This is a genomic window from Terrabacter terrigena, assembly GCF_042676085.1.
GTDB classification, from domain to species: Bacteria; Actinomycetota; Actinomycetes; order Actinomycetales; family Dermatophilaceae; genus Terrabacter; species Terrabacter terrigena.
Map to the genome: position 1 here is coordinate 276,421 of NZ_JBHTKH010000001.1, position 19,261 is coordinate 295,681.

A 19,261-nucleotide genomic window follows, 5' to 3' on the forward strand; every position below is an offset into this window, starting at 1 on the left:
CGGTTGCGCGTGCGATGACGCGGTCATGCGGGTTGGGGGTGTCAGTCGGTCGAGATGAACACGTTCTTCACCTCGGTGAACGCCTCCAGCGCGTCGGGTCCGAGCTCGCGCCCGATGCCGCTCTGCTTGAAGCCGCCGAACGGCGTCGAGTAGCGCACGCTGCTGTGGGAGTTGACCGACAGGTTGCCGGCCTCGACGCCGCGCGCGACGCGGAGCCCGCGCCCGAGGTCGCGGGTCCAGATCGAGCCGGAGAGGCCGTATGCCGTGTCGTTGGCCTTGGCGACCGCATCGGCCTCGTCGTCGAACGGGAGGACGGCGACGACCGGACCGAAGACCTCCTCCTGCCAGACGGGGTCGGTGGTCGAGCGCGGGAGGACCACGGTCGGGGCGTACCAGTACCCGTCCCCTTCGGGGGCGATGCCCCGGAAGGCCACGTCGACACCGTCGCCGGCACCCTCGACGTAGGCGCTGACACGGTCGTGCTGCTCGGCGCTGATGAGCGGGCCCATCTCGGCTGCCTCGTCGCGCGGGTCGGTGACGACGACGCCACGCACCGCCGTCTCGAAGTGCTCCATGAAACGGTCGAAGGCACTGCGCTCGACGAGGATGCGGCTGCGCGCGCAGCAGTCCTGTCCCGCGTTGTCGAAGACGGCGTACGGCGCCCGCGCGGCCGCGAGCTCGAGGTCGGAGTCGGCGAAGACGATGTTGGCGCTCTTGCCGCCGAGCTCGAGGGTGACCCGCTTGACCTGGTCGGCGGCGCCCCGCATGATGCGCTGGCCGACCGCCGTCGACCCGGTGAAGCACACCTTGCGCACGTCCGGGTGGGTGACGAAGCGCTCACCGACCACCGACCCCTTGCCCGGGATGACCGTGAGGACGCCTTCGGGAAGGCCCGCCTCGAGGGCCATCTCGCCCAGGCGCATGGCGGTCAGCGGCGTCAGCTCGGCCGGTTTGAGCACGACGGTGTTGCCCGCGGCCAGCGCCGGGGCGAAGCCCCACCCGGCGATCGGCATCGGGAAGTTCCACGGCACGATGATGCCGACGACGCCGAGCGGCTCACGGAAGGTGACGTCGATGCCGCCGGCCACCGGGATCTGCCGCCCGAAGTTCCGCTCCGGCGCACCGGCGTAGTAGGCGAGCACGTCGCGGACGTTGCCCGCCTCCCACCGGGCGTTGCCGATCGTGTGTCCGGCGTTCTCGACCTCGAGCAGCGCGAGCTCCTCCTGGTGGTCGCCCACGAGCTGCGAGAACCGGCGCATCAGCAGGGCCCGGTCGGCTGGGGCCACGGCGCGCCAGGCCGGGGCCGCGGACGAGGCGCGCGCGATCGCCGCGTCGGCCTCCTCGACGGTGGCGAGCTCGACGCTGCGGACGAGCTGCTCGGTGGCGGGGTTGATGACGTCGTGCGTGGTGGTCACAGTCGCTCGAATCCTCTCCTGCGCTCCCAGTCGGTGACCGCGGCGTTGAAGGCCGTGATCTCGACGTCGGCGGCCTTGACGTAGTGGTCGACGACCTCGTCGCCGAAGGCCGCCCGCGCGACCGCCGAGCCGGCCAGCAGGTCGCGCGCCTCCTGCAGGGTCGAGGGCACGTGCGGCTTGTCAGAGGTGTAGGCGTTGCCCTCGAGAGCGGGCTCGAGCTCGAGCTCCTGCTCGATGCCGTGCAGTCCGCCGGCGAGCATGGCGGCCACGGCGAGGTACGGGTTGAGGTCGCCGCCGCCGACCCTGTTCTCGACCCGCAGCGCCGGTCCGTGGCCGACGACGCGCAGCGCGCAGGTGCGGTTGTCGCGCCCCCAGGCGACGGCGGTCGGAGCGAAGCTCCCCGCGGCAAATCGCTTGTAGGAGTTGATGTTCGGCGCATAGAAGTAGGTCAGCTCACGTTGGGTGGCGAGGATGCCGGCGAGGAAGTGCTCGAACATCGCACTGTGCCCGTGCTCCCTGTCGCCGTCGGCGAAGACGGTCTCACCGTCGAGCCCGCGCAGCGAGAGGTGGATGTGGCAGGAGTTCCCCTCACGCTGGTCGAACTTGGCCATGAAGGTGATCGACTGGCCGTGGTGCGCGGCGATCTCCTTGGCCGCGTTGCGGTAGACGACGTGGTTGTCGCAGGTGCGCAGGGCCGTGTCGAAGAGGAAGCCGATCTCGTGCTGGCCGTTGTTGCACTCGCCCTTCGCGCTCTCGACGACCGCGCCGGCGGCGTACATCTCGTTGCGGATCTCGCGCAGGAGCGGCTCGACGCGGTCTCCGCCGAGGATCGAGTAGTCGACGTTGTAGCGGTTGGCCGGAGTCAGCCCCGTGTAGCCGGCGTCCCAGGCCTGCTCGTAGGACTCCTGGAACACGATGAACTCGAGCTCGGTGCCGCAGTGGGCGGCCATCCCGAGGGCCTCCGCGCGGTCGATCTGGGCCTTGAGCACCGAGCGCGGCGACTGCACCACCGGACCGCTGCCGTCGAGCCAGGTGAGGTCGCACTGCACCGTCGCCGAGTGCGGGGTGCCCGGCGTGCGGCGAAGGGTGTCGAGGTCGAGGTCGAAGAACATGTCGCCGTAGCCACGCTCCCAGGACGACATCGCGTAGCCGTCGACGGTGTTCATGTCGACGTCCACGGCGAGCAGGTAGTTGCAGCCCTCCGTCCCGTCCTCGAGCACGTGGTCGAGGAAGTAGTGCCCGTGCAGGCGCTTGCCCTGCAGTCGTCCCTGCATGTCGGTGAACGCGACGACGACCGTGTCGATGTCGCCCGCGTCGATCTCGGTGCGGAGCTGCTCGACGGTCAGAGTCGGTGGTTTCGCCATGTCTCTTCCTATCCGATGAGGCCGCGGAGCAGCGCGGAGGTGGCATCGCAGTGCTCCTCCATGACGACGCGGGCCCGGTCAGGGTCGCCGCCCAGGATCGCCTCGACGACCTGGGCGTGCTGGGTGTCGGAGTGCTCGATGTTGCGGCGCAGGACGGGAATCGCCATGAGCATGTCGTGCAGGGCAGCCTGCGCCCGGGTCACGGCGTCGACGAGCATGGGCGACCCCGAGAGCGTGGCGATCGCAAGGTGCAGCCGTGAGTCGGCCACCCGGTGCGCGGCGGCGTCCGGGGCCTCCTCGACCTCGCGCAGGCTCTCGGTCAGCCAGGCACGCTGGTCGCCCGCCAACGGCTGGGTCGCAGCCAGCCAGGCCGCCCCTGGCTCGACGACCCGCCGGAAGGTCAGGGCGTCGAGCATCGCGGCGCCGCTGCGCACGAACGTTCCTGAGAGCCCGCGGGCCGACGGGGGGACCTCTGCGGCATACGTCACCGTCGTCCCGCCGCCCCGGCCACGCTTCGTCGTGACGAGCCCCGAGTCGCGGAGCGCTGCGATCGCCTCGCGCAGCGTGTTGCGGCTGACCCCGAGTCGCTCGGCGAGGTCGCGCTCCGGCGGCAGCTGCTCGCCGTCGGCGAGCACCCCGAGACGGATCGCCCGCGCGAGCTGCTCGACGGTGTTCTCGAAGGCGTTGCCGGACGCCGGCCGCAGCACCGCGTCCGGCAACGCCGTGAGCGCGAGGTGACGCTCTCCCCTGACCGTCGGCATGTCAGCTCAGCAGCTCAGCGGCGGGCTTGGTGTCGTGACCCTCGGGGACGTCGCGCATGAAGTGCCTGCGGCCGCCTGCGATCCACGACACCAGGGCGAAGAGCGCGACCACCGCGACCGTGACCGGGGCGAAGTTGAACGTCGGGTCGCCGAAGGTGCCGGGTGAGTACTGCGGCAGCAGGAAGAGGATGACGATGAAGCCCACCCAGACGATGGCGATCCAGCCGACCGGCGCACTCCACCGACCGAGGCTCCACCGGCCCTGGCGGAAGTCGGGGTTGAGCCGTCGCAGCAGGATCGGCGTCGCGTAGGCGATGTAGAGACCGATGACCGCCACCGAGGTGACTGCGAAGAAGGCGGTCGTGTTCCAGATCGCCGGGACCGTGAGGATGAAGGACAACGCGGCGCACAGCCAGATCGAGTTGGTCGGCGTCCCGGTGCGCGGGTTGATCCTGGCCCACAGCCGCGAGCCCGGCAGGGCGTTGTCCCGCGAGAACGCGTACGACATCCGCGAGTTCGCGGTGACGGACGCCATGCCGCAGAAGAACTGCGCGACCCCGCAGATGACGACCATCGTCACCCCGAGCCGCTCACCGAGAGCGTCGAGGAAGATCTGGGCGGGAGGCAGCCCGTTGGCATCGGCAGCCTTGCGGGCGGTGTCGTAGTCCTGGATCGCGGCGGTCACCGACACGAGCAGGATGGAGCCGGCCACGATCGAGACCCAGACGCTGCGCACGATGCCCCTGGGTGCCTCGATGGAGGCGTTGCGCGTCTCCTCGGCGACGTGGGCGGACGCGTCGTAGCCCGTCAGGGTGTACTGCGCCATGAGCAGACCGACGAGGAAGGCGTAGATGGGCAGGCCGAAGACGCCGCCCGTGCCCTCGAAGCCGGTGTTGTTGACGTAGTGCGTGAAGGTCCACGACAGCGACTGGTGCGGCACCGGCGCGACCCAGAGGGCCACGACGATGATCGCGACGCCGACCACGTGCCACCACGCGCTGACCGACGACAGGATCTTGACGAGGTCGACCCCGAAGGTGTTGAGCAGGGCGTGCAGCAGCAGGAGGACCGCGAAGATGACGAAGACCTGGGGCAGCCCGAGCGCGTTCCCCGTGAGCAACGTGTACACCGCCGACCACGTCAGGGCGGCGCCGTAGTCGATCGACGCCGTCACCGCGACCTCGCCCAGGAAGTTGAACCAGCCGACGAACCAGGCCCACTCGCGCTTGCGGCTGCGGGCGAGCCGGCCCGCCCACCAGTAGAGGCCGCCCGCCGTCGGGTAGACGGAGCAGATCTCGGCCATGGCGAGGGCGACGCAGAGCACGAAGGCACCGCAGATGAGCCAACCGGTGTTGATCGCCAGCGGACCACCGGCGTCCATGGCCAGGTAGTAGGTCGTGATGCAGCCGGCCAGGATCGAGATGATCGAGAAGGACACGGCGAAGTTGGAGAAGCCGCTCATGCCCCGGTGGAGCTCCTGCTTGTACCCGAGCTCGGCGAGCATCGACTCGTCGTCGGCGGACTCGGTGCTGACGCCGCGGGCGCTCACGGTGTCGGATGTGGACGGAGGAACGCTCATGCACTACCTCGCAAACATCGCGCAGCAAACCTTTGTTCGCCGCTGCCAGTGGTGCTGGGCATCCTCCACCGGTCAAACCGTCAGCGTCAATGGTTCTGGATCAAACCTTTACTGTCGCTGATCGAGCACCGCTTCAAGCACCTCGGCCACGCCGTCGTCGTCGTTGCCGGGACACGTCCGGTCGGCGACCTCGAGAAGAGCCGGGTGCGCATTGGCGACGGCCCACCCGACGCCCGCCCACGTGAGCATCGGCAGGGGCGCCGTTGCCGCAGATCGCGACGCCGCGCGGCCCGACGACGTGCGCGAGGTCGTGGAGCCACCGCGGCGGCCGAGCCGTGACGAGAACCGTCTCGATGCCGGCCGCGTCGGCAGTGGCCCACACTGCGCGGGTGCGCTCCGAGACGGAACCGTCGGAGCGCAGCAGGGTGCCGTCGAGGTCGGTCGCGACGAGTCGCGGCCGACGCAGCCCCGGCTCCCCCGCTGCGCCCACCGGGTCAGACGAGACGGGTCAACCAGCCGTGGGCGTCCTCGGCACGGCCGTACTGGATGTCGAGCAGCTTGTTGCGGATCGCCTCGGCGTAGCGGTCCTCGTGGCCGTCGCGGCGGTGGTCGACCGACCCACCGTCCCAGCGCAGCTCGCCCACGGGCGTGACGACGGCTGCGGTGCCGCAGGCGAAGATCTCGACGATGTCGCCGCTGGCCGCGCCCTCCTTCCACTCCTCGATGGGAATGCGACGCTCCTCGGGCTCGAGGTCGAGCTCCTTGGCGATCTCGAGGATCGAGCTGCGGGTGACGCCCTCGAGGATCGTGCCCGTGAGCTCGGGCGTGATGATGCGGCCGTCCTTCGTCACGAGGAACAGGTTCATGCCGCCGAGCTCCTCGATGTACGTGTGCGTCGAGGAGTCGAGGAAGACGGCCTGGTCGCAGCCGTGGTCGATGCCCTCGAGCTGGCCGGCGAGCGAGCTCGCGTAGTTGCCGCCACACTTGGCCGCGCCGGTGCCGCCCTCGCCCGCGCGGGCGTAGTCGGTGGAGATCCAGAGGGTGACCGGCTTGAGTCCGCCCGGGAAGTAGGCACCGGCCGGCGAGGCGATCACCGAGTAGGTGACCTGCTGGGCCGGCCGCACACCGAGGAACGCCTCGGACGCGAACATGAAGGGTCGCAGGTAGAGGCTCTTCTCGCCTGCGCCGCCGGCGGGCACCCAGTCCTGGTCGACGGAGACGAGCTGGCGCAGCGACTCGATGAAGTCGGCCTCTGGCAGCACGGGGAGCGCGAGGCGCCGGGCCGAGCGCGCGAAGCGCGCTGCGTTGGCCTCGGGACGGAAGGTCCAGACCGAGCCGTCGGCGTGACGGTAGGCCTTCATGCCCTCGAAGATCTCCTGCGCGTAGTGGAGCACGGCGGCCGCAGGGTCGAGCTGGAAGGGACCGTAGGGCTTGACCTGCGCATCGCCCCACCCGCCGTCGGCGGTCCATGTCGCGACGACCATGTGGTCGGTGAAGGTCTTGCCGAAGCCGGGGTTCTCGAGGATCTCGGCGATGCGCTCGGGCGAGGTGGCGTCGTCGCGGCGCGTCACCTCGAAGGACAGCTGGGACATGACAAACCTCCATGGAGCGAAAATCAGCGGTGATCCGACGTCAGGCTATCGCCCACATCGTGAGACGACGAAGGCGGCCGGGTCGGGGTGCTGCCCGTATGCGCCCTACGCGCCCCGCCGTCGCGCGCGACCCGAACGCCGCGCGTACGGGTCAGGCACCTTCGGTCGGGGGTGGGCCCGCGTACTGGCCGGGCCGCCCGCGGGCGTATGCCGTGTGGTTCCGGTGCCGTCAGAGGCGGCCGACGACAGCTTCTCCCACGGCGGTGGTGCTGCGTACGGCACCGCCTCGGTCGGCGAGGTCGGCGGCGACCGCCGCGTCGACGCGCTCGGCCTCGGCGTCGAGACCGAGGTGTGCGAGCAGCATGCCGACCGAGAGGATCGCCGCGGTCGGGTCGGCCTTGGACTGGCCCGCGATGTCGGGGGCCGAGCCGTGCACGGGCTCGAACATGCTCGGGGTCGTCCGGGCGGGGTTGATGTTGCCGGATGCGGCGAGCCCGATGCCGCCGGCGATGGCGGCCGCGATGTCGGTGAGGATGTCGCCGAAGAGGTTGTCGGTGACGATGACGTCGAACCGGCCCGGGTCGGTGGCCATGAAGATCGTGGCGGCGTCGACGTGCTGGTAGGCGGTCTCGACGTCCGGGAACTCCGTCCCGACCTCGTCGACGGTGCGCCGCCACAGGTGGCCGGCGTGGGTGAGGACGTTGTGCTTGTGCACGAGGGTGAGGTGCTTGCGCGGGCGGGCCTGGGCGCGGGCGAACGCGTCGCGGACGACGCGCTCGACGCCGTAGCGGGTGTTGACGCTGACCTCGGTCGCGACCTCGGCGGGGGTGCCGACGCGCAGGGCTCCACCGTTGCCGGTGTAGGGACCTTCGGTGCCCTCGCGGACGACGACGAAGTCGATGCCGTCGGGGGCGACCCGGGCGACGTCTAGCGGGCTGCGGACACCGGGGAAGAGCTTGGCCGGGCGCAGGTTCACGTAGTGGTCCAGCGCGAAGCGCAGAGGGAGCAGGACGCCGCGCTCGAGCACACCGCTCGGGACCGTCGGGTCGCCGATGGCGCCGAGGAGGATCGCGTCGTGCCCGCGGAGCTCCTCGAGGACGGAGTCGGGCAGCGTCTCGCCGGTGGCGTGCCAGCGGCGGGCGCCGAGATCGTAGTCGGTCGTCGCGAACTTCGGACCGCCGGAGCCCGTGACGGCGTCGAGCACCTTGAGGCCCTCGGCGACGACCTCGGGGCCGATGCCGTCACCGCCGATCACGGCGATCGAGTAGGCGTCCTTGACCTGCGTCTCTCCCATGTCGTCAGCCTAGGTGCCGTCTTGTGATGTGGAACGTGCGTCTCATTTAGTGGGCGACGACGAGGGCCCCCGCCCAACTGGGGCGGGGGCCTTCGTCTTGACGGAGGAGACCGGGACTCAGTCCTCGGTGTGGCCCTGGTCACGCAGGTCCATCGACTCCTGCAGCGCCTGACGGGCTGCCTTGGCGTCTTCGCTCATGGGGATCACGTCTTTCGAGTTGCCGTGCTTCTGGTGGTCTCAGGCGGCTCGAGCCCGGGTGGGCGAGCCAGTCAGCAGGAGGGTGCGCGGGATCTCCGCGGCGAGGTGCTGACTACCTGGACTCGCCGCGGCTGGGAATAAGTACGACCTGCCGCGTCATGGGTTTCACGGTACGCCGGGCTACCCGCGGGTAAAGGGGGTTTCCAGTAATTGAGACGGGGCGTCCAGCATTCGTGCGGTTGTGCCTTCAGCGCGTGTCACACGTCACGGGGGCCGTCCGCCCCGTGCGCGGCCTCCCCCGCTCCCCGCCGGCCGGACCGTAGGCTCGCCGCGTGAGCGCTCATCTGCCCGACTCGCACGACGCGCGCGACGCGCACGACCAACACGACCGTCACGTGAGCCACGCCGTCCCCGGGGTGCGGTTCGACGACGAGGCGCGCTGGATCGCCGTCACGCCGGGCAACGCCCGGCGTGTGACGATCATCGTCCTGACCGCGGTGGTCCTGCTGTCGATCGCGACGTGGGCCTTCCACGCGCTCGCCAGCTTCTTCTTCCTCCTGCTGCTCGCCTGGCTGGTGTCCATCGCGATGGAGCCGGTCGTGCTGTGGCTCTCCTCCCGAGGCATGAAGCGCGGGCTCGCGACCGGACTCACGATGCTGGGCCTGCTGGTCCTCTTCGCCGGGCTCGCCGAGCTCTTCGGGCAGGTGTTCGTCTCGCAGGTCTCGGAGCTCGGGACGCAGCTGCCGGGCGCGGTCACCTCGGCCATCAACTGGGTCAACTCGACCTTCGGCACGACCTTCGACCTCGAGCAGGTGCGCGAGGCGCTCAGCCTCACCCCCGACAAGCTGGGCGAGCTCGCCGGCCGCTACGGCGGAGGCATCGTCGGGATCTTCGGCTCGCTGTTCACCTTCCTCTTCGACAGCCTGACGATCCTCGTCTTCGCCTACTACCTGTCCGCCGACAGCCCACGCCTGCGCCAGACGATCGGGTCGTGGCTGCCGCAGCGCTACCAGCGCGTCTTCATCACCGTCTGGACCATCTCGGTCGAGAAGACCGGCGGCTACGTCGTCTCGAAGCTGGTCCTCGCGGCGCTCTCGGCCGTGTTCCACGCCGGGTTCTTCTGGGTCATCGACGTGCCGTTCTGGCTGCCCCTCGGCGTGTTCGCCGGCATCGTCGGCCAGTTCATCCCGACCATCGGCACGTACATCGGCGTCGCCCTGCCGGCGCTGTTCGCGGTTCTCGACAAGCCGATCAACGCCGTGTGGATCGGCGTCTTCGCGACGATCTACCAGCAGCTGGAGAACTACGTCTTCACGCCGCGCATCAGCCGCCGCACCATGGACGTCCACCCGGCTGTCGCGCTGGGCTCGGTCATCGCCGGCGCCGCCCTCTTCGGGGCGATCGGCGCGCTCATCGGCATCCCGATCGCCGCCGTGGCGCTCGCGATCATCGACACCTTCAGCAAGCGCCACGAGCTCGTCCCGGAGCTCGCCGAGCTCCACACCGACGACGACGACGAAGCAAAGGACGACGCGAAGGACGCCGTGGATGGCGGCCCGGACGAGGACGGCCGGCGCTCCTGAGGCACGCTACGCACCTCACGCACCCGACGCCGGGGCGCCGGGGCGTTGGGTGCGTTGGGGGGCCGGGTCAGTCCTGCAGGTCGACGACCGAGAAGGTCCTGGCCTCCACCACGTCGGACAGCTCGGCCGCCAGGGCGGCCGGGACGGCGCTGTCGACGTTGAGCACGCCGATCGCACGGTCCTGCTGGCGCGAGACCTGCATGCCGCCGATGTTGATGTCGGCGTCGCCGAGGATGCGGCCGATGTTGCCGATGACGCCGGGCCGGTCGGAGTACTCGAAGACGAGCATGTGCTCGGTGAGCGGCACCTCGAGGTCGTACCCGTTGACCCCGACGAGCTTCTCGACGAGCTTCGGACCGGTCAGGGTGCCCGAGACCGACACGACGCTGCCGTCGGCGAGCGTGCCGCGCAGCGTCGTGACGTTGCGGAAGTCGCCCGAGTCGGGGTCGGTGACGAGACGCACGACGCAGCCCCGCTGCTCGGCGAAGACCGGGGCGTTGACGTAGGTCACCGGGTCCTCGACCACGTCGGTGAACAGGCCCTTGAGCGCCACGAGCTTCCAGACGCTGACGTCGTGCTCGGTGATCTCGCCGCGCACGTCGACGTCGAGCTGGGTCGGCACGCTCCCGGCGACGGCCGTGAACATCCGGCCGAGCTTCTCGACGAGCGGGATGCCGGGGCGCACCTCCTCGGCGATGAAGCCGCTCGAGACGTTGACGGCATCGGGCACGAGCTCACCGCCGAGCGCGAGACGCACCGACTTCGCGACGGCGATGCCGGCCTTCTCCTGGGCCTCCTCGGTCGAGGCACCGAGGTGGGGTGTGACGACGACCGACTCGTGGTCGAAGAGCGGCGACTCGGTGGTCGGCTCGGTCGCGAAGACGTCGATGCCCGCCCCGGCGACGCGACCCTCTGCGATGGCTCGCGCCAGGGCGGCCTCGTCGACGATGCCCCCGCGCGCGGCGTTGACGATGCGCACCGAGGGCTTGACCTTCGAGAGGGCCTCGTCGCCGATGAGCCCGAGGGTCTCGGGAGTCTTCGGCAGGTGGATCGTGATGAAGTCGGACTCGGCGAGCAGCTCGTCGAGGCCGACGAGCTGGGCCCCCAGCTGCCCCGCCTTGGCGGGCGAGGCGTACGGGTCGTAGGCGACGATCTTCATGCCGAAGCCCTTGAGCCGTTCGGCGACGAGGGCACCGATGCGGCCGAGGCCCACGACGCCGACGGTCTTGTCGAGCAGCTCGACGCCGGAGTACTTGCTCCGCTGCCACGCGCCGCCCTTGAGCGCCTGGTTGGCGGGGGCGATGTTGCGGGCCGTCGCGAGGAGCAGGCCGACGGCGAGCTCGGCGGCCGAGGTGATGTTGGACGTCGGTGCGTTGACGACCATGACCCCGGCCTGCGTCGCCGCCTGCACGTCGACGTTGTCGAGGCCGACGCCGGCGCGCGCGATCACCTTGAGCCGCTTGGCTGCTGCGATCGCCTCGGCGTCCATTCTCGTCGCGGAGCGGACCAGCACGGCGTCGACGTCGGCGAGGGCCGGCAGCAGCTCGTCACGGTTGGCCCCGTCGGCCGAGCGGACCTCGAAGTCGGGGCCCAGGGCCTCGATCGTTGCGGGCGACAGCTCTTCGGCGATGAGGACAACGGGCTTGCTCACAGGAAGTTCCCTTTCGAGACGGAGCGGCGGGGTTGCCGTGGAGGGCAAGGGCCGGGCCCATCGCGGACGCGGGCCGTCGGGGACACCGCGGCGTGCCGTCGGCGAGTCTAGGGGCTGTGGTGTCGAGAATCACGGAGCGTGGCCAACATGTGAACCTCGCTGCGCGCCGGCTCTCGTCTTGGTTCGTGGACACCCGGTTCCGTATGCCGGGACGCGGGCGCCGGGTGCGGGCTACCGTGGGTGCCGTGCGAGTCGTCGTGACGGGTGGAGCGGGAGACCTCGGCTCCCGGGTGGTCGGGAAGATCCGCGAGCGGGGCCACGATGCAGTGCCCGCCAGCCGGCGCACCGGGGTCGACCTCAGCAGCGGGGCGGGGGTCGACGCGGCGCTCCGGGGTGCCGACGCCGTCGTGCACTGCGCCGACGACGCGTCCGCAGGCGACACGGTGACGGTCCACGGCACGCGGCGGCTCGCCGACGCGGCGGCCGCCCAGGGGGTGCACCTCGTGCACATCTCGATCGTCGGCATCGACGACCACCCGATGGCCTACTACCGGCGAAAGCTGAGGGCCGAGCAGGCCATCGCCGCCGCGGGCCCGGCCACCGTCCTGCGCGCGACCCAGTTCCACTCTCTCGCAGCATTCTTCGCGCGCACGCTGACGAAGGGCCCGGTGACCTTCGCGATCGGCGACATGGCCTTCCAGCCCGTCGACACCGACCACGTCGCGCTGCGCCTGGCCGACCTCGCGCTGGGCCCGAGCCCGACGGCATACGCACGAGCGAGGGACCTCGCCGGCCCCGACGTGCTCACGGTCGGCGAGCTCGCGACACTCGTGCGCGCCCACCGTGGCGCGTCGGCGCCCCGGGTCGTGCACCTGCCGGCCGTGGGGTCGGTCCTGACGGCGTTCGCCCGGGCCGACAACGTGCCGGCGGCCGGGACCGCCGAGACGGGTGGCCGTACGTTCGCGGCCTGGCTCGCCGACCAGCCCGCCCGGCTGTCGGGACGCTGAGCCCCGCTCCCCCGGGACGGCGACGGCCGGCCACCCCACGAACGGGTGACCGGCCGCCAGGCGAGTGGTGGTCAGCGCGCGGCCGAGCCCTCGGTGTAGTCGGAGTCGGTCTGCTTGACCCACGCCATCAGCTTGCGCAGCTCGCGGCCCGTGGCCTCGATCGGGTGCTGGGCTCCCTTCTCACGCAGGGACTTGAACTCCGGTGCCCCGGCGTCCTGGTCGTCGATGAAGCGCTTGGCGAACGTGCCGTTCTGGATGTCGCCGAGGACGGCCTTCATGTTCTCCTTGACGCTGGGGTCGATGACGCGCGGACCCGAGACGTAGTCGCCGTACTCGGCGGTGTCGGAGACGGACCAGCGCTGCTTGGCGATGCCACCCTCGATCATGAGGTCGACGATGAGCTTGAGCTCGTGGAGGCACTCGAAGTAGGCGACCTCGGGCTGGTAGCCCGCCTCGACGAGGGTCTCGAAGCCGTACATGACGAGCTGGCTCGCACCGCCGCACAGCACGGCCTGCTCGCCGAACAGGTCGGTCTCGGTCTCCTCGGTGAACGTCGTCTTGATGCCGCCGGCACGCAGACCACCGATGGCCTTGCCGTAGGCCTTGGCGAGGTCCCACGCCGTGCCGGACGCGTCCTGCTCGACGGCCAGGAGCACGGGCACCCCACGGCCGTCGGCGAACTCACGGCGCACGATGTGGCCGGGGCCCTTGGGGGCGACCATGATCACGTCGGCGTCGGCCTCGGGCTTGATGTAGCCGAAGCGGATGTTGAAGCCGTGACCGAACAGCAGCGCGGCGCCGTCCTTGAGGTTGGGCTGGATGTCGTTCGCGTAGACGGTCCGCTGCACCTGGTCGGGCGTGAGGATGACGACGAGGTCGGCCTCCTTGACCGCGTCGGCCACCGAGGTCACCGCGAGGCCCTCGGCCTCGGCCTTGGCCTTGCTCTTGCTGTTCTCGGCGAGGCCGACGCGCACGTCGACGCCGGAGTCGCGCAGGTTGAGCGCGTGGGCGTGGCCCTGGCTGCCGTAGCCGATGACGGCGACCTTCTTGCCCTGGATGATCGACAGGTCGGCGTCGTCGTCGTAGAACATCTCGGCCATGGTGGCCTTCTCCTTCGGTTGCGGTGTGCTGGTGGTCTGGTGGTGGGTCAGGCGCTGCGCAGGTTGCGGTCGGTGATCGAACGCGACCCGCGTCCGACGGCGACCATGCCCGACTGGACGAGCTCCTTGATGCCGAACGGCTCGAGGACGTCGAGCAGGGCGCGGAGCTTGTCGGAGTTGCCGGTCGCCTCGACGACGACAGCGTCGGTCGTGACGTCGACGACCTTGGCCTTGAAGAGCTGGATGGTGTCGATCACCTGGCTGCGCGTCGCTGCGTCGGCACGGACCTTGACGAGGACGATCTCGCGCTGGACGGAGGCGTGCGGGTCGAGCTCGACGACCTTGAGCACCTCGATGAGCTTGTTGAGCTGCTTGGTGACCTGCTCGAGCGCGGCGCCCTCGACCTCGACGACGACCGTGATGCGTGAGATCTCGGGCAGCTCCGTCGGACCGACGGCGAGCGAGTTGATGTTGAAGCCCCGGCGCGAGAAGAGCGCCGCGACGCGGGTCAGGACGCCGGGCTTGTCCTCGACGAGCACCGACAGGGTGTGCTTGCTCATGCTCAGTCCTCCCGCTCCCAGACCGGCGCCTCGTGGCGGGCGGCCTGGATCATGTCGTTGCTGACGCCCGCCGGGACCATGGGCCACACCATGGCGTCACGGTGGACGATGAAGTCGATGACGACCGGTCGGTCGTTCGTCTCGAGCGCCTGCTTGATGACGGCGTCGACCTCCTCCGGCGTCTCGGCGCGCAGACCGAGGCACCCGTACGCGTCGGCGAGCTTGACGAAGTCGGGCACGCGCTGGCTCATCGGCTGGAGGTCCGTGTTGGAGTAGCGCTCGTTGTAGAAGAGGGTCTGCCACTGGCGCACCATGCCGAGCGAGCTGTTGTTGATGATCGCGACCTTGATCGGGATGTTGTTGATGACACAGGTGGCGAGCTCCTGGTTGGTCATCTGGAAGCAGCCGTCGCCGTCGATGGCCCAGACCGTGCGCTCGGGCTCGGCGACCTTCGCGCCCATGGCCGCCGGCACCGAGAAGCCCATGGTGCCGAGGCCGCCCGAGTTGATCCAGGCGTTGGGGCGTTCGTACTGGACGAACTGGGCGGCCCACATCTGGTGCTGGCCGACACCGGCGACGTACGTCGCCTCGGGACCGGACAGCGCACCGATGCGCTCGATGACGTACTGCGGTGAGAGGGTGCCGTCCTCGCTCTCGGTCCAGCCGAGCGGGAAGGTCGCCTTCCACTCGGCGACACGCTCGCGCCACGCCGTGTAGTCCCAGGGGCCGCTCTCGGCGTTCGCGCGGTCGAGCGTCACCTGCTCGATGAGGTCCTTGATGACCTCGCCGGCGTCGCCGACGATCGGCACGTCCGCGACCCGGTTCTTCGAGATCTCGGCGGGGTCGATGTCTGCGTGGATCACCTTGGCGTCGGGGGCGAACGTCGACAGCTGACCGGTCACGCGGTCGTCGAAGCGGGCCCCGAGCGCGATGATCAGGTCGGACTTCTGCAGGCCCGTCACCGCGGCGACGGTGCCGTGCATGCCCGGCATGCCGAGGTTGAGCGGGTTGCTGTCGGGCACGGTGCCGCGCGCCATGAGGGTCGTGACGACCGGGATCTGCGTGAGCTCCACCAGCCGGCGCAGCGCCTCGCTCGCGCCGGACCGCACGACCCCGCCACCGACGTACAGGACGGGCCGCTCGGCGGCCGCCATGAGGCGGGACGCCTCGCGGATCTGCTTGCCGTGCGGGCGCAGCACCGGGCGGTAGCCGGGCAGGTCGATCTGGGGCGGCCAGCTGAACGTGGTGCGCGCCTGCAGGGCGTCCTTGCTGATGTCGACGAGGACGGGCCCCGGGCGTCCGGTGCTCGCGACGTGGAAGGCCTCGGCGATCGCCTGCGGGATCTTGGCGGGGTCGGTCACGAGGTAGTTGTGCTTGGTGATCGGCATCGTGATGCCGCGGATGTCGGCCTCCTGGAAGGCATCCGTGCCGATGGCCGCGCTCGCGACCTGACCGGTGATCGCGACGACCGGGACGGAGTCCATGTGGGCGTCGGCCAAGGGCGTCACGAGGTTGGTCGCGCCGGGTCCGGAGGTCGCCATGCAGACGCCGACCTTGCCGGTGGCGGACGCGTACCCCTCGGCGGCGTGGCCGGCGCCCTGCTCGTGGCGCACGAGGATGTGGCGCACCTTCTTCGAGTCGAGCATCGGGTCGTAGGCCGGGAGGATCGCGCCGCCCGGGATGCCGAAGACGGTGTCGCAGCCGATGGCTTCGAGGGAGAGTACGAGCGCCTGCGCCCCGGTGACCTCGACGGCCGGGGCGGCCGCCGTGACCGGCTCGACGGGCTTGCCGTCAGCGGTGGGTCGGGGACGGGCCAGGGAGGCCACGTCAGCGGGCGAGGGCGCCTGCCTGGTCGTGTCGCTCACGATCTTTTCCTTGTCTCGAACACTCGTCGTACTGCGGATGTCCTGCTGTCTCGGGCTGACTCCAGCCACAAAAAAACCCCTCGGTCCCGTGGTGGGACGGAAGGGAGCGCGCTGACCGGTGGAGCTGGTCGGCGCGCTAGGGAAGTACGAGGAGTCGGGCCACGTGACAACCGTCCTACGCGGCCCCAGTGGTGTCAATCGACGGTCACGGGCGTCTCAGGATGTGGCATCGTGATCTCACCCACTGTCAGTTCCGCACGGGTGGCGGGAACGGACCGCATCGGCCGGGCCGGCGCCCGAAAGTCGGTTGTCGCCCCGCACGGGCCTCGCGACACTGGCCCGCATGACCAGCACCGTCGCCGACCTGTTGCCCGCGCTCGGCCTCCGGGTCGCCGCCGGGCCGCTGGAGCTGCGCGGGATCGATGACGACGACCTCGCGGTACTGGCCGACCTCGCGGCCCGTGGCATCCACCCGGCCGACCGGATGCCCTTCTACCACCCGTGGACCGACGCCGAGCCGGACGTGCTGCGCACCCGGTTCGTCCAGTACCACTGGCGCTGCCGCGCCGACTTCACACCGGAGCGCTGGGAGCTCAACCTCGGGGTCTGGCACGAGGGGACCCTCGTCGGCACGCAGGGCATCTCCACCCGCGACTACCTCGTGACCCGAACCGGCGAGACCGGTTCGTGGCTCGGCCTGGAACACCAGGGCAGAGGCATCGGCACGGCGATGCGCCAGGCGATCTGCGCCTTCGCCTTCGACCACCTCGGAGCCGAGGAGGTCACCTCGGGCGCCTTCACCGACAACCCCGCGTCCCTGGCCGTGAGCCGCAAGGTCGGATACCGCCCCGACGGGCGCACGCGACTGCAGCGCCGCGAGGGCGAGCTCGCCGTCAACCAGAGGCTCGTCCTGCGCCCGGAGGACCTCGTCCGGGGCGGCCACGCCATCACGGTGGAGGGCGGCGCGGCCTTCCGCCGCCTCGTCGGACTCGACGCCACCGAACAGGAGCAGGCATGACCACCCCTCACGACGCCGACCCCATCGCGCTCGTGCTGCCCGGCGGCTCGGACGCCCTCACGGTGCGCCCGCTGACGCCGGGCGACGCCGCCTCGGTCGCCGCCCTCATGGCCACCTGCGAGCAGCACGACGTCGGCGAGGTCCTCATCGAGGAGGCCGACATCGTCGGCGACTGGCAGCGCCCGGCCTTCGACCTCGCCAGCCAGTCCGTCGGTGTCCTCGACGGCGAGCGGCTCGTCGCGTACGCCGAGGTGTACAAGGCGCGCTGGGCCGACGGCGCGGTCGACCCGGCATACCGTGGCCGCGGCATCGGCGCCGCGTTGTCGCGCTGGACCCGCGCCGTCGGTGCGCGGGACGGCGGCACCCTCGTCGGCCAGCCCGTTCCCGGCGACTCCGCGGGTGAGCGGCTCTTCGCCGCCCTCGGCTACCGCAGCCTGTGGACCTCGTGGGTGCTCGAGATGCCCGCCGGTGAGTCGATCGTGCCGCAGCCCACGCCTGCCGGGTACGCCATCCGCGAGCCCCGCGACCGGGCCGACCTCGAGGCCGCCTGGACGGTCAACGAGGATGCCTTCCTCGAGTGGTCGGAGCGCGAGCGCACGACGTTCGACGAGTGGGCGGCCACCGTGGTCAACCGTCCCGGCTACGAGCCGTGGCAGCTGCGCCTCATGGCCGACCCGGCCGGCGAGGTGGTCGGCATGGCGTTCGTCATCGTCTCGGGCGGCTGCGCGTACGTCGACAAGCTCGCGGTGCACCGCGACGAGCGGGGCCGTGGCCTGGCCCGGGCGCTGCTCGTCGACGCGTTCGAGGTGGGGCGAGCACACGGCGGTGACCGGTCCGAGCTGTCGACCGACTCGCGCACGGGCGCGCTCGGGCTCTACGAGAAGGTCGGGATGCGGGTGACGTCGCTGTGGCGCCACTGGGCGGCCGACGTGGTCGCGGCGCCGGCCACCACAGAGGCGGCCGGAGCCGCCCACGCCGGCGATGCCTGAGGAGGCATCACGGAGCACGCCGGCATCGACATCGAGGCCCCCGCCAGCCGGGTCTGGGACATCCTGAGCGACGCCGCACGCCGGCCCGAGTGGACGCCGTCGGTGCGGGGCTGACGCTGCACGACAGGCCCCTGCGGGTCGGTGCGAGGGCGACCATCGACCAGCCGCGCGTCCCGACGGCCAAGTGGACGGTGACGTCCCTGACCCCTGGACAGTCGTTCACGTGGCAGTCCGGAGGTCCGGGAGCCCGCACGGTGCACACCACGGCATCGAGGTCACCGGCGACGACCGCTGTCGCCTCACGCTCTCGGTGACCCAGTCCGGCGCCGTCGGGTCAGCCGGCGCTCGACGCCGCGCCGAGCACGGGGTTGGCCGCGCCCCCGGCCCGGTCGCCCGGGGCCTGACCCGGCAGCCACGAGCCGAGGTCGTTCGCCTGGGCGTCGTTGGCGGGCTCGAGCACGTCCAGGCCGTCGGCGAACCAGATGACGGTCATCACCTCGCGCATCTCGTCCGCGCTGTTGCCGAGGGCACGGTGGACGGTCCAGCCCCAGTGGAAGGACGCGTCACCGGCGCGCATCGCGACGGGCTCGTCGATGTGCAGGCCCCGGCCTGCGACGAGCCGGTCGAAGTGCTTCTCGGACGCGTCGGAGATGCCGATGTCGCTGAGCGGGCCGTCGACGTGGCTGCCGCGGGCGAACGACAGACCGCCGTGGCCCGGCGTGATGTCGACGAGCGGCATCCACATCGTCAGGCAGCGCGAGCCGTCGAGCGGCCAGTACATCGCGTCCTGGTGCCACGGCGTGCGGGCGCCGCCGGGCTCCTTGAACAGGGCCTGGTCGTGGTAGAGCCGCACGCTCGGCACCCCGAGCAGCCGGGCAGCCACGTCTGCGAAGCGCGAGGCCAGGACGAAGCGTGCCACCGCCTCGTCGTGCCGCCACAGGTTCATCACCTGGAGGAACGCCATCCCGTAGCCGTCGCGTTCGGCGAGCGGTCGCGACTCGGTGCTGAGCCGCTCGACAGCGGCCGCGATTGGGCCCCGGTACGCCGCCGCCTCTTCCGGGCGTGCGACGCCGCGGAGCCGGACGAACCCGTCCGCGCGGAAGGCGTCCACGTGAGCGTCACCGACGGGGTATGCCGTGGTGAGCGCTGGGAGGGTGTCGGTGGGCATGGTGCGCGCCATCCTCTCGCGAATCGTGAGCGACCGAAACGGCCGTGGCCTGCACACAGCACACCAGAGGGAGGTCGGCGACGTCCGGGATGGCGTGGTCGCGGGGGTACGTTCTGG

Annotated in this window: 18 protein-coding genes and 1 pseudogene; 5 read left to right on the forward strand and 14 right to left on the reverse strand. The window is 70.8% G+C overall.

The window, feature by feature from the left end; translation table 11 throughout:
- Window positions 1-41: 41 nt before the first annotated feature.
- From ACFQ2V_RS01280 to ACFQ2V_RS01320, 9 genes and pseudogenes are all read right to left on the reverse strand, one after another.
- Window positions 42-1,415, reverse strand: a complete 1,374-nt coding sequence (locus ACFQ2V_RS01280) for an aldehyde dehydrogenase family protein (RefSeq protein ID WP_386050097.1) — start codon at window positions 1,413-1,415, stop codon at window positions 42-44.
- Complete coding sequence (locus tag ACFQ2V_RS01285) at window positions 1,412-2,779, reverse strand: glutamine synthetase family protein (RefSeq protein WP_386050098.1); 1,368 nt, start codon at window positions 2,777-2,779, stop codon at window positions 1,412-1,414. Before ACFQ2V_RS01285 ends, ACFQ2V_RS01280 begins: the two co-directional genes overlap by 4 nt.
- A gap of 8 nt (window positions 2,780-2,787) precedes the next feature.
- Window positions 2,788-3,540, reverse strand: a complete 753-nt coding sequence (locus tag ACFQ2V_RS01290) for a FadR/GntR family transcriptional regulator (RefSeq protein ID WP_386050099.1) — start codon at window positions 3,538-3,540, stop codon at window positions 2,788-2,790.
- A gap of 1 nt (window position 3,541) precedes the next feature.
- A complete protein-coding gene (locus ACFQ2V_RS01295) occupies window positions 3,542-5,119 on the reverse strand; it encodes an amino acid permease (RefSeq protein ID WP_386050100.1) in 1,578 nt (525 codons plus the stop codon).
- Window positions 5,120-5,227: 108 nt separating this feature from the next.
- Window positions 5,228-5,368: an HAD family hydrolase gene (locus ACFQ2V_RS01300; protein WP_386050101.1), complete on the reverse strand. Its 141-nt coding sequence runs from the start codon at window positions 5,366-5,368 to the stop codon at window positions 5,228-5,230.
- A gap of 13 nt (window positions 5,369-5,381) precedes the next feature.
- Window positions 5,382-5,609, reverse strand: a pseudogene (locus tag ACFQ2V_RS01305) (HAD family hydrolase); the annotation flags it as partial.
- A gap of 4 nt (window positions 5,610-5,613) precedes the next feature.
- Complete coding sequence (locus ACFQ2V_RS01310) at window positions 5,614-6,711, reverse strand: branched-chain amino acid aminotransferase (RefSeq protein ID WP_386050102.1); 1,098 nt, start codon at window positions 6,709-6,711, stop codon at window positions 5,614-5,616.
- A gap of 229 nt (window positions 6,712-6,940) precedes the next feature.
- Entirely contained in the window at window positions 6,941-8,005 is a 1,065-nt protein-coding gene (locus tag ACFQ2V_RS01315; protein WP_386050103.1) for a 3-isopropylmalate dehydrogenase, read from the reverse strand.
- A gap of 117 nt (window positions 8,006-8,122) precedes the next feature.
- Window positions 8,123-8,203 carry a 3-isopropylmalate dehydrogenase gene (locus ACFQ2V_RS01320; protein ID WP_081633825.1) on the reverse strand — a complete coding sequence of 27 codons (81 nt, stop codon included), beginning with the start codon at window positions 8,201-8,203 and terminating at the stop codon, window positions 8,123-8,125.
- A 332-nt stretch (window positions 8,204-8,535) separates the two neighbouring features.
- On the opposite strand from ACFQ2V_RS01320, the gene ACFQ2V_RS01325 reads away from it, so the two are divergent.
- Window positions 8,536-9,786 (forward strand): AI-2E family transporter, encoded by a 1,251-nt coding sequence (locus tag ACFQ2V_RS01325; protein ID WP_386050104.1) that lies wholly within the window; start codon window positions 8,536-8,538, stop codon window positions 9,784-9,786.
- Window positions 9,787-9,853: 67 nt separating this feature from the next.
- On the opposite strand, the gene serA is transcribed toward ACFQ2V_RS01325, so the two are convergent.
- Window positions 9,854-11,437: a phosphoglycerate dehydrogenase gene (gene serA, locus ACFQ2V_RS01330; RefSeq protein ID WP_386050105.1), complete on the reverse strand. Its 1,584-nt coding sequence runs from the start codon at window positions 11,435-11,437 to the stop codon at window positions 9,854-9,856.
- A gap of 245 nt (window positions 11,438-11,682) precedes the next feature.
- Here serA and ACFQ2V_RS01335 point away from each other — a divergent pair, with 245 nt between their 5' ends.
- Window positions 11,683-12,444 (forward strand): SDR family oxidoreductase, encoded by a 762-nt coding sequence (locus ACFQ2V_RS01335; RefSeq protein ID WP_386050106.1) that lies wholly within the window; start codon window positions 11,683-11,685, stop codon window positions 12,442-12,444.
- A gap of 71 nt (window positions 12,445-12,515) precedes the next feature.
- On the opposite strand, the gene ilvC is transcribed toward ACFQ2V_RS01335, so the two are convergent.
- Genes ilvC through ACFQ2V_RS01350 form a run of 3 tightly spaced genes read right to left on the reverse strand, consistent with a single transcriptional unit; the run spans window position 12,516 to window position 15,969 of the window.
- Window positions 12,516-13,544, reverse strand: coding sequence for a ketol-acid reductoisomerase (gene ilvC, locus ACFQ2V_RS01340; RefSeq protein ID WP_386050107.1), 1,029 nt, complete (start codon window positions 13,542-13,544; stop codon window positions 12,516-12,518).
- 47 nt (window positions 13,545-13,591) lie between these two features.
- A complete protein-coding gene (ilvN, locus tag ACFQ2V_RS01345; RefSeq protein WP_386050108.1) occupies window positions 13,592-14,104 on the reverse strand; it encodes an acetolactate synthase small subunit in 513 nt (170 codons plus the stop codon).
- A gap of 2 nt (window positions 14,105-14,106) precedes the next feature.
- On the reverse strand, window positions 14,107-15,969 hold the full coding sequence (locus ACFQ2V_RS01350) for an acetolactate synthase large subunit (RefSeq protein WP_386050109.1): 1,863 nt from the start codon (window positions 15,967-15,969) through the stop codon (window positions 14,107-14,109).
- A 343-nt stretch (window positions 15,970-16,312) separates the two neighbouring features.
- Between ACFQ2V_RS01350 and ACFQ2V_RS01355 the strand changes: the two genes are divergently transcribed.
- The 3 genes from ACFQ2V_RS01355 to ACFQ2V_RS01365 are packed head-to-tail and all read left to right on the forward strand — an operon-like array spanning window position 16,313 to window position 18,090.
- Entirely contained in the window at window positions 16,313-16,987 is a 675-nt protein-coding gene (locus ACFQ2V_RS01355) for a GNAT family N-acetyltransferase (protein ID WP_386050110.1), read from the forward strand.
- Entirely contained in the window at window positions 16,984-17,976 is a 993-nt protein-coding gene (locus tag ACFQ2V_RS01360) for a GNAT family N-acetyltransferase (RefSeq protein WP_386050111.1), read from the forward strand. Before ACFQ2V_RS01355 ends, ACFQ2V_RS01360 begins: the two co-directional genes overlap by 4 nt.
- 30 nt (window positions 17,977-18,006) lie before the next feature.
- Window positions 18,007-18,090, forward strand: a complete 84-nt coding sequence (locus ACFQ2V_RS01365) for an SRPBCC family protein (protein WP_386051025.1) — start codon at window positions 18,007-18,009, stop codon at window positions 18,088-18,090.
- 220 nt (window positions 18,091-18,310) lie between these two features.
- Here ACFQ2V_RS01365 and ACFQ2V_RS01370 read toward each other — a convergent pair whose 3' ends face one another.
- The gene (locus tag ACFQ2V_RS01370; RefSeq protein WP_386050112.1) at window positions 18,311-19,144 is read right to left on the reverse strand and encodes a phytanoyl-CoA dioxygenase family protein; all 834 of its coding nucleotides are present in this window, start codon (window positions 19,142-19,144) and stop codon (window positions 18,311-18,313) included.
- Window positions 19,145-19,261: the final 117 nt, after the last annotated feature.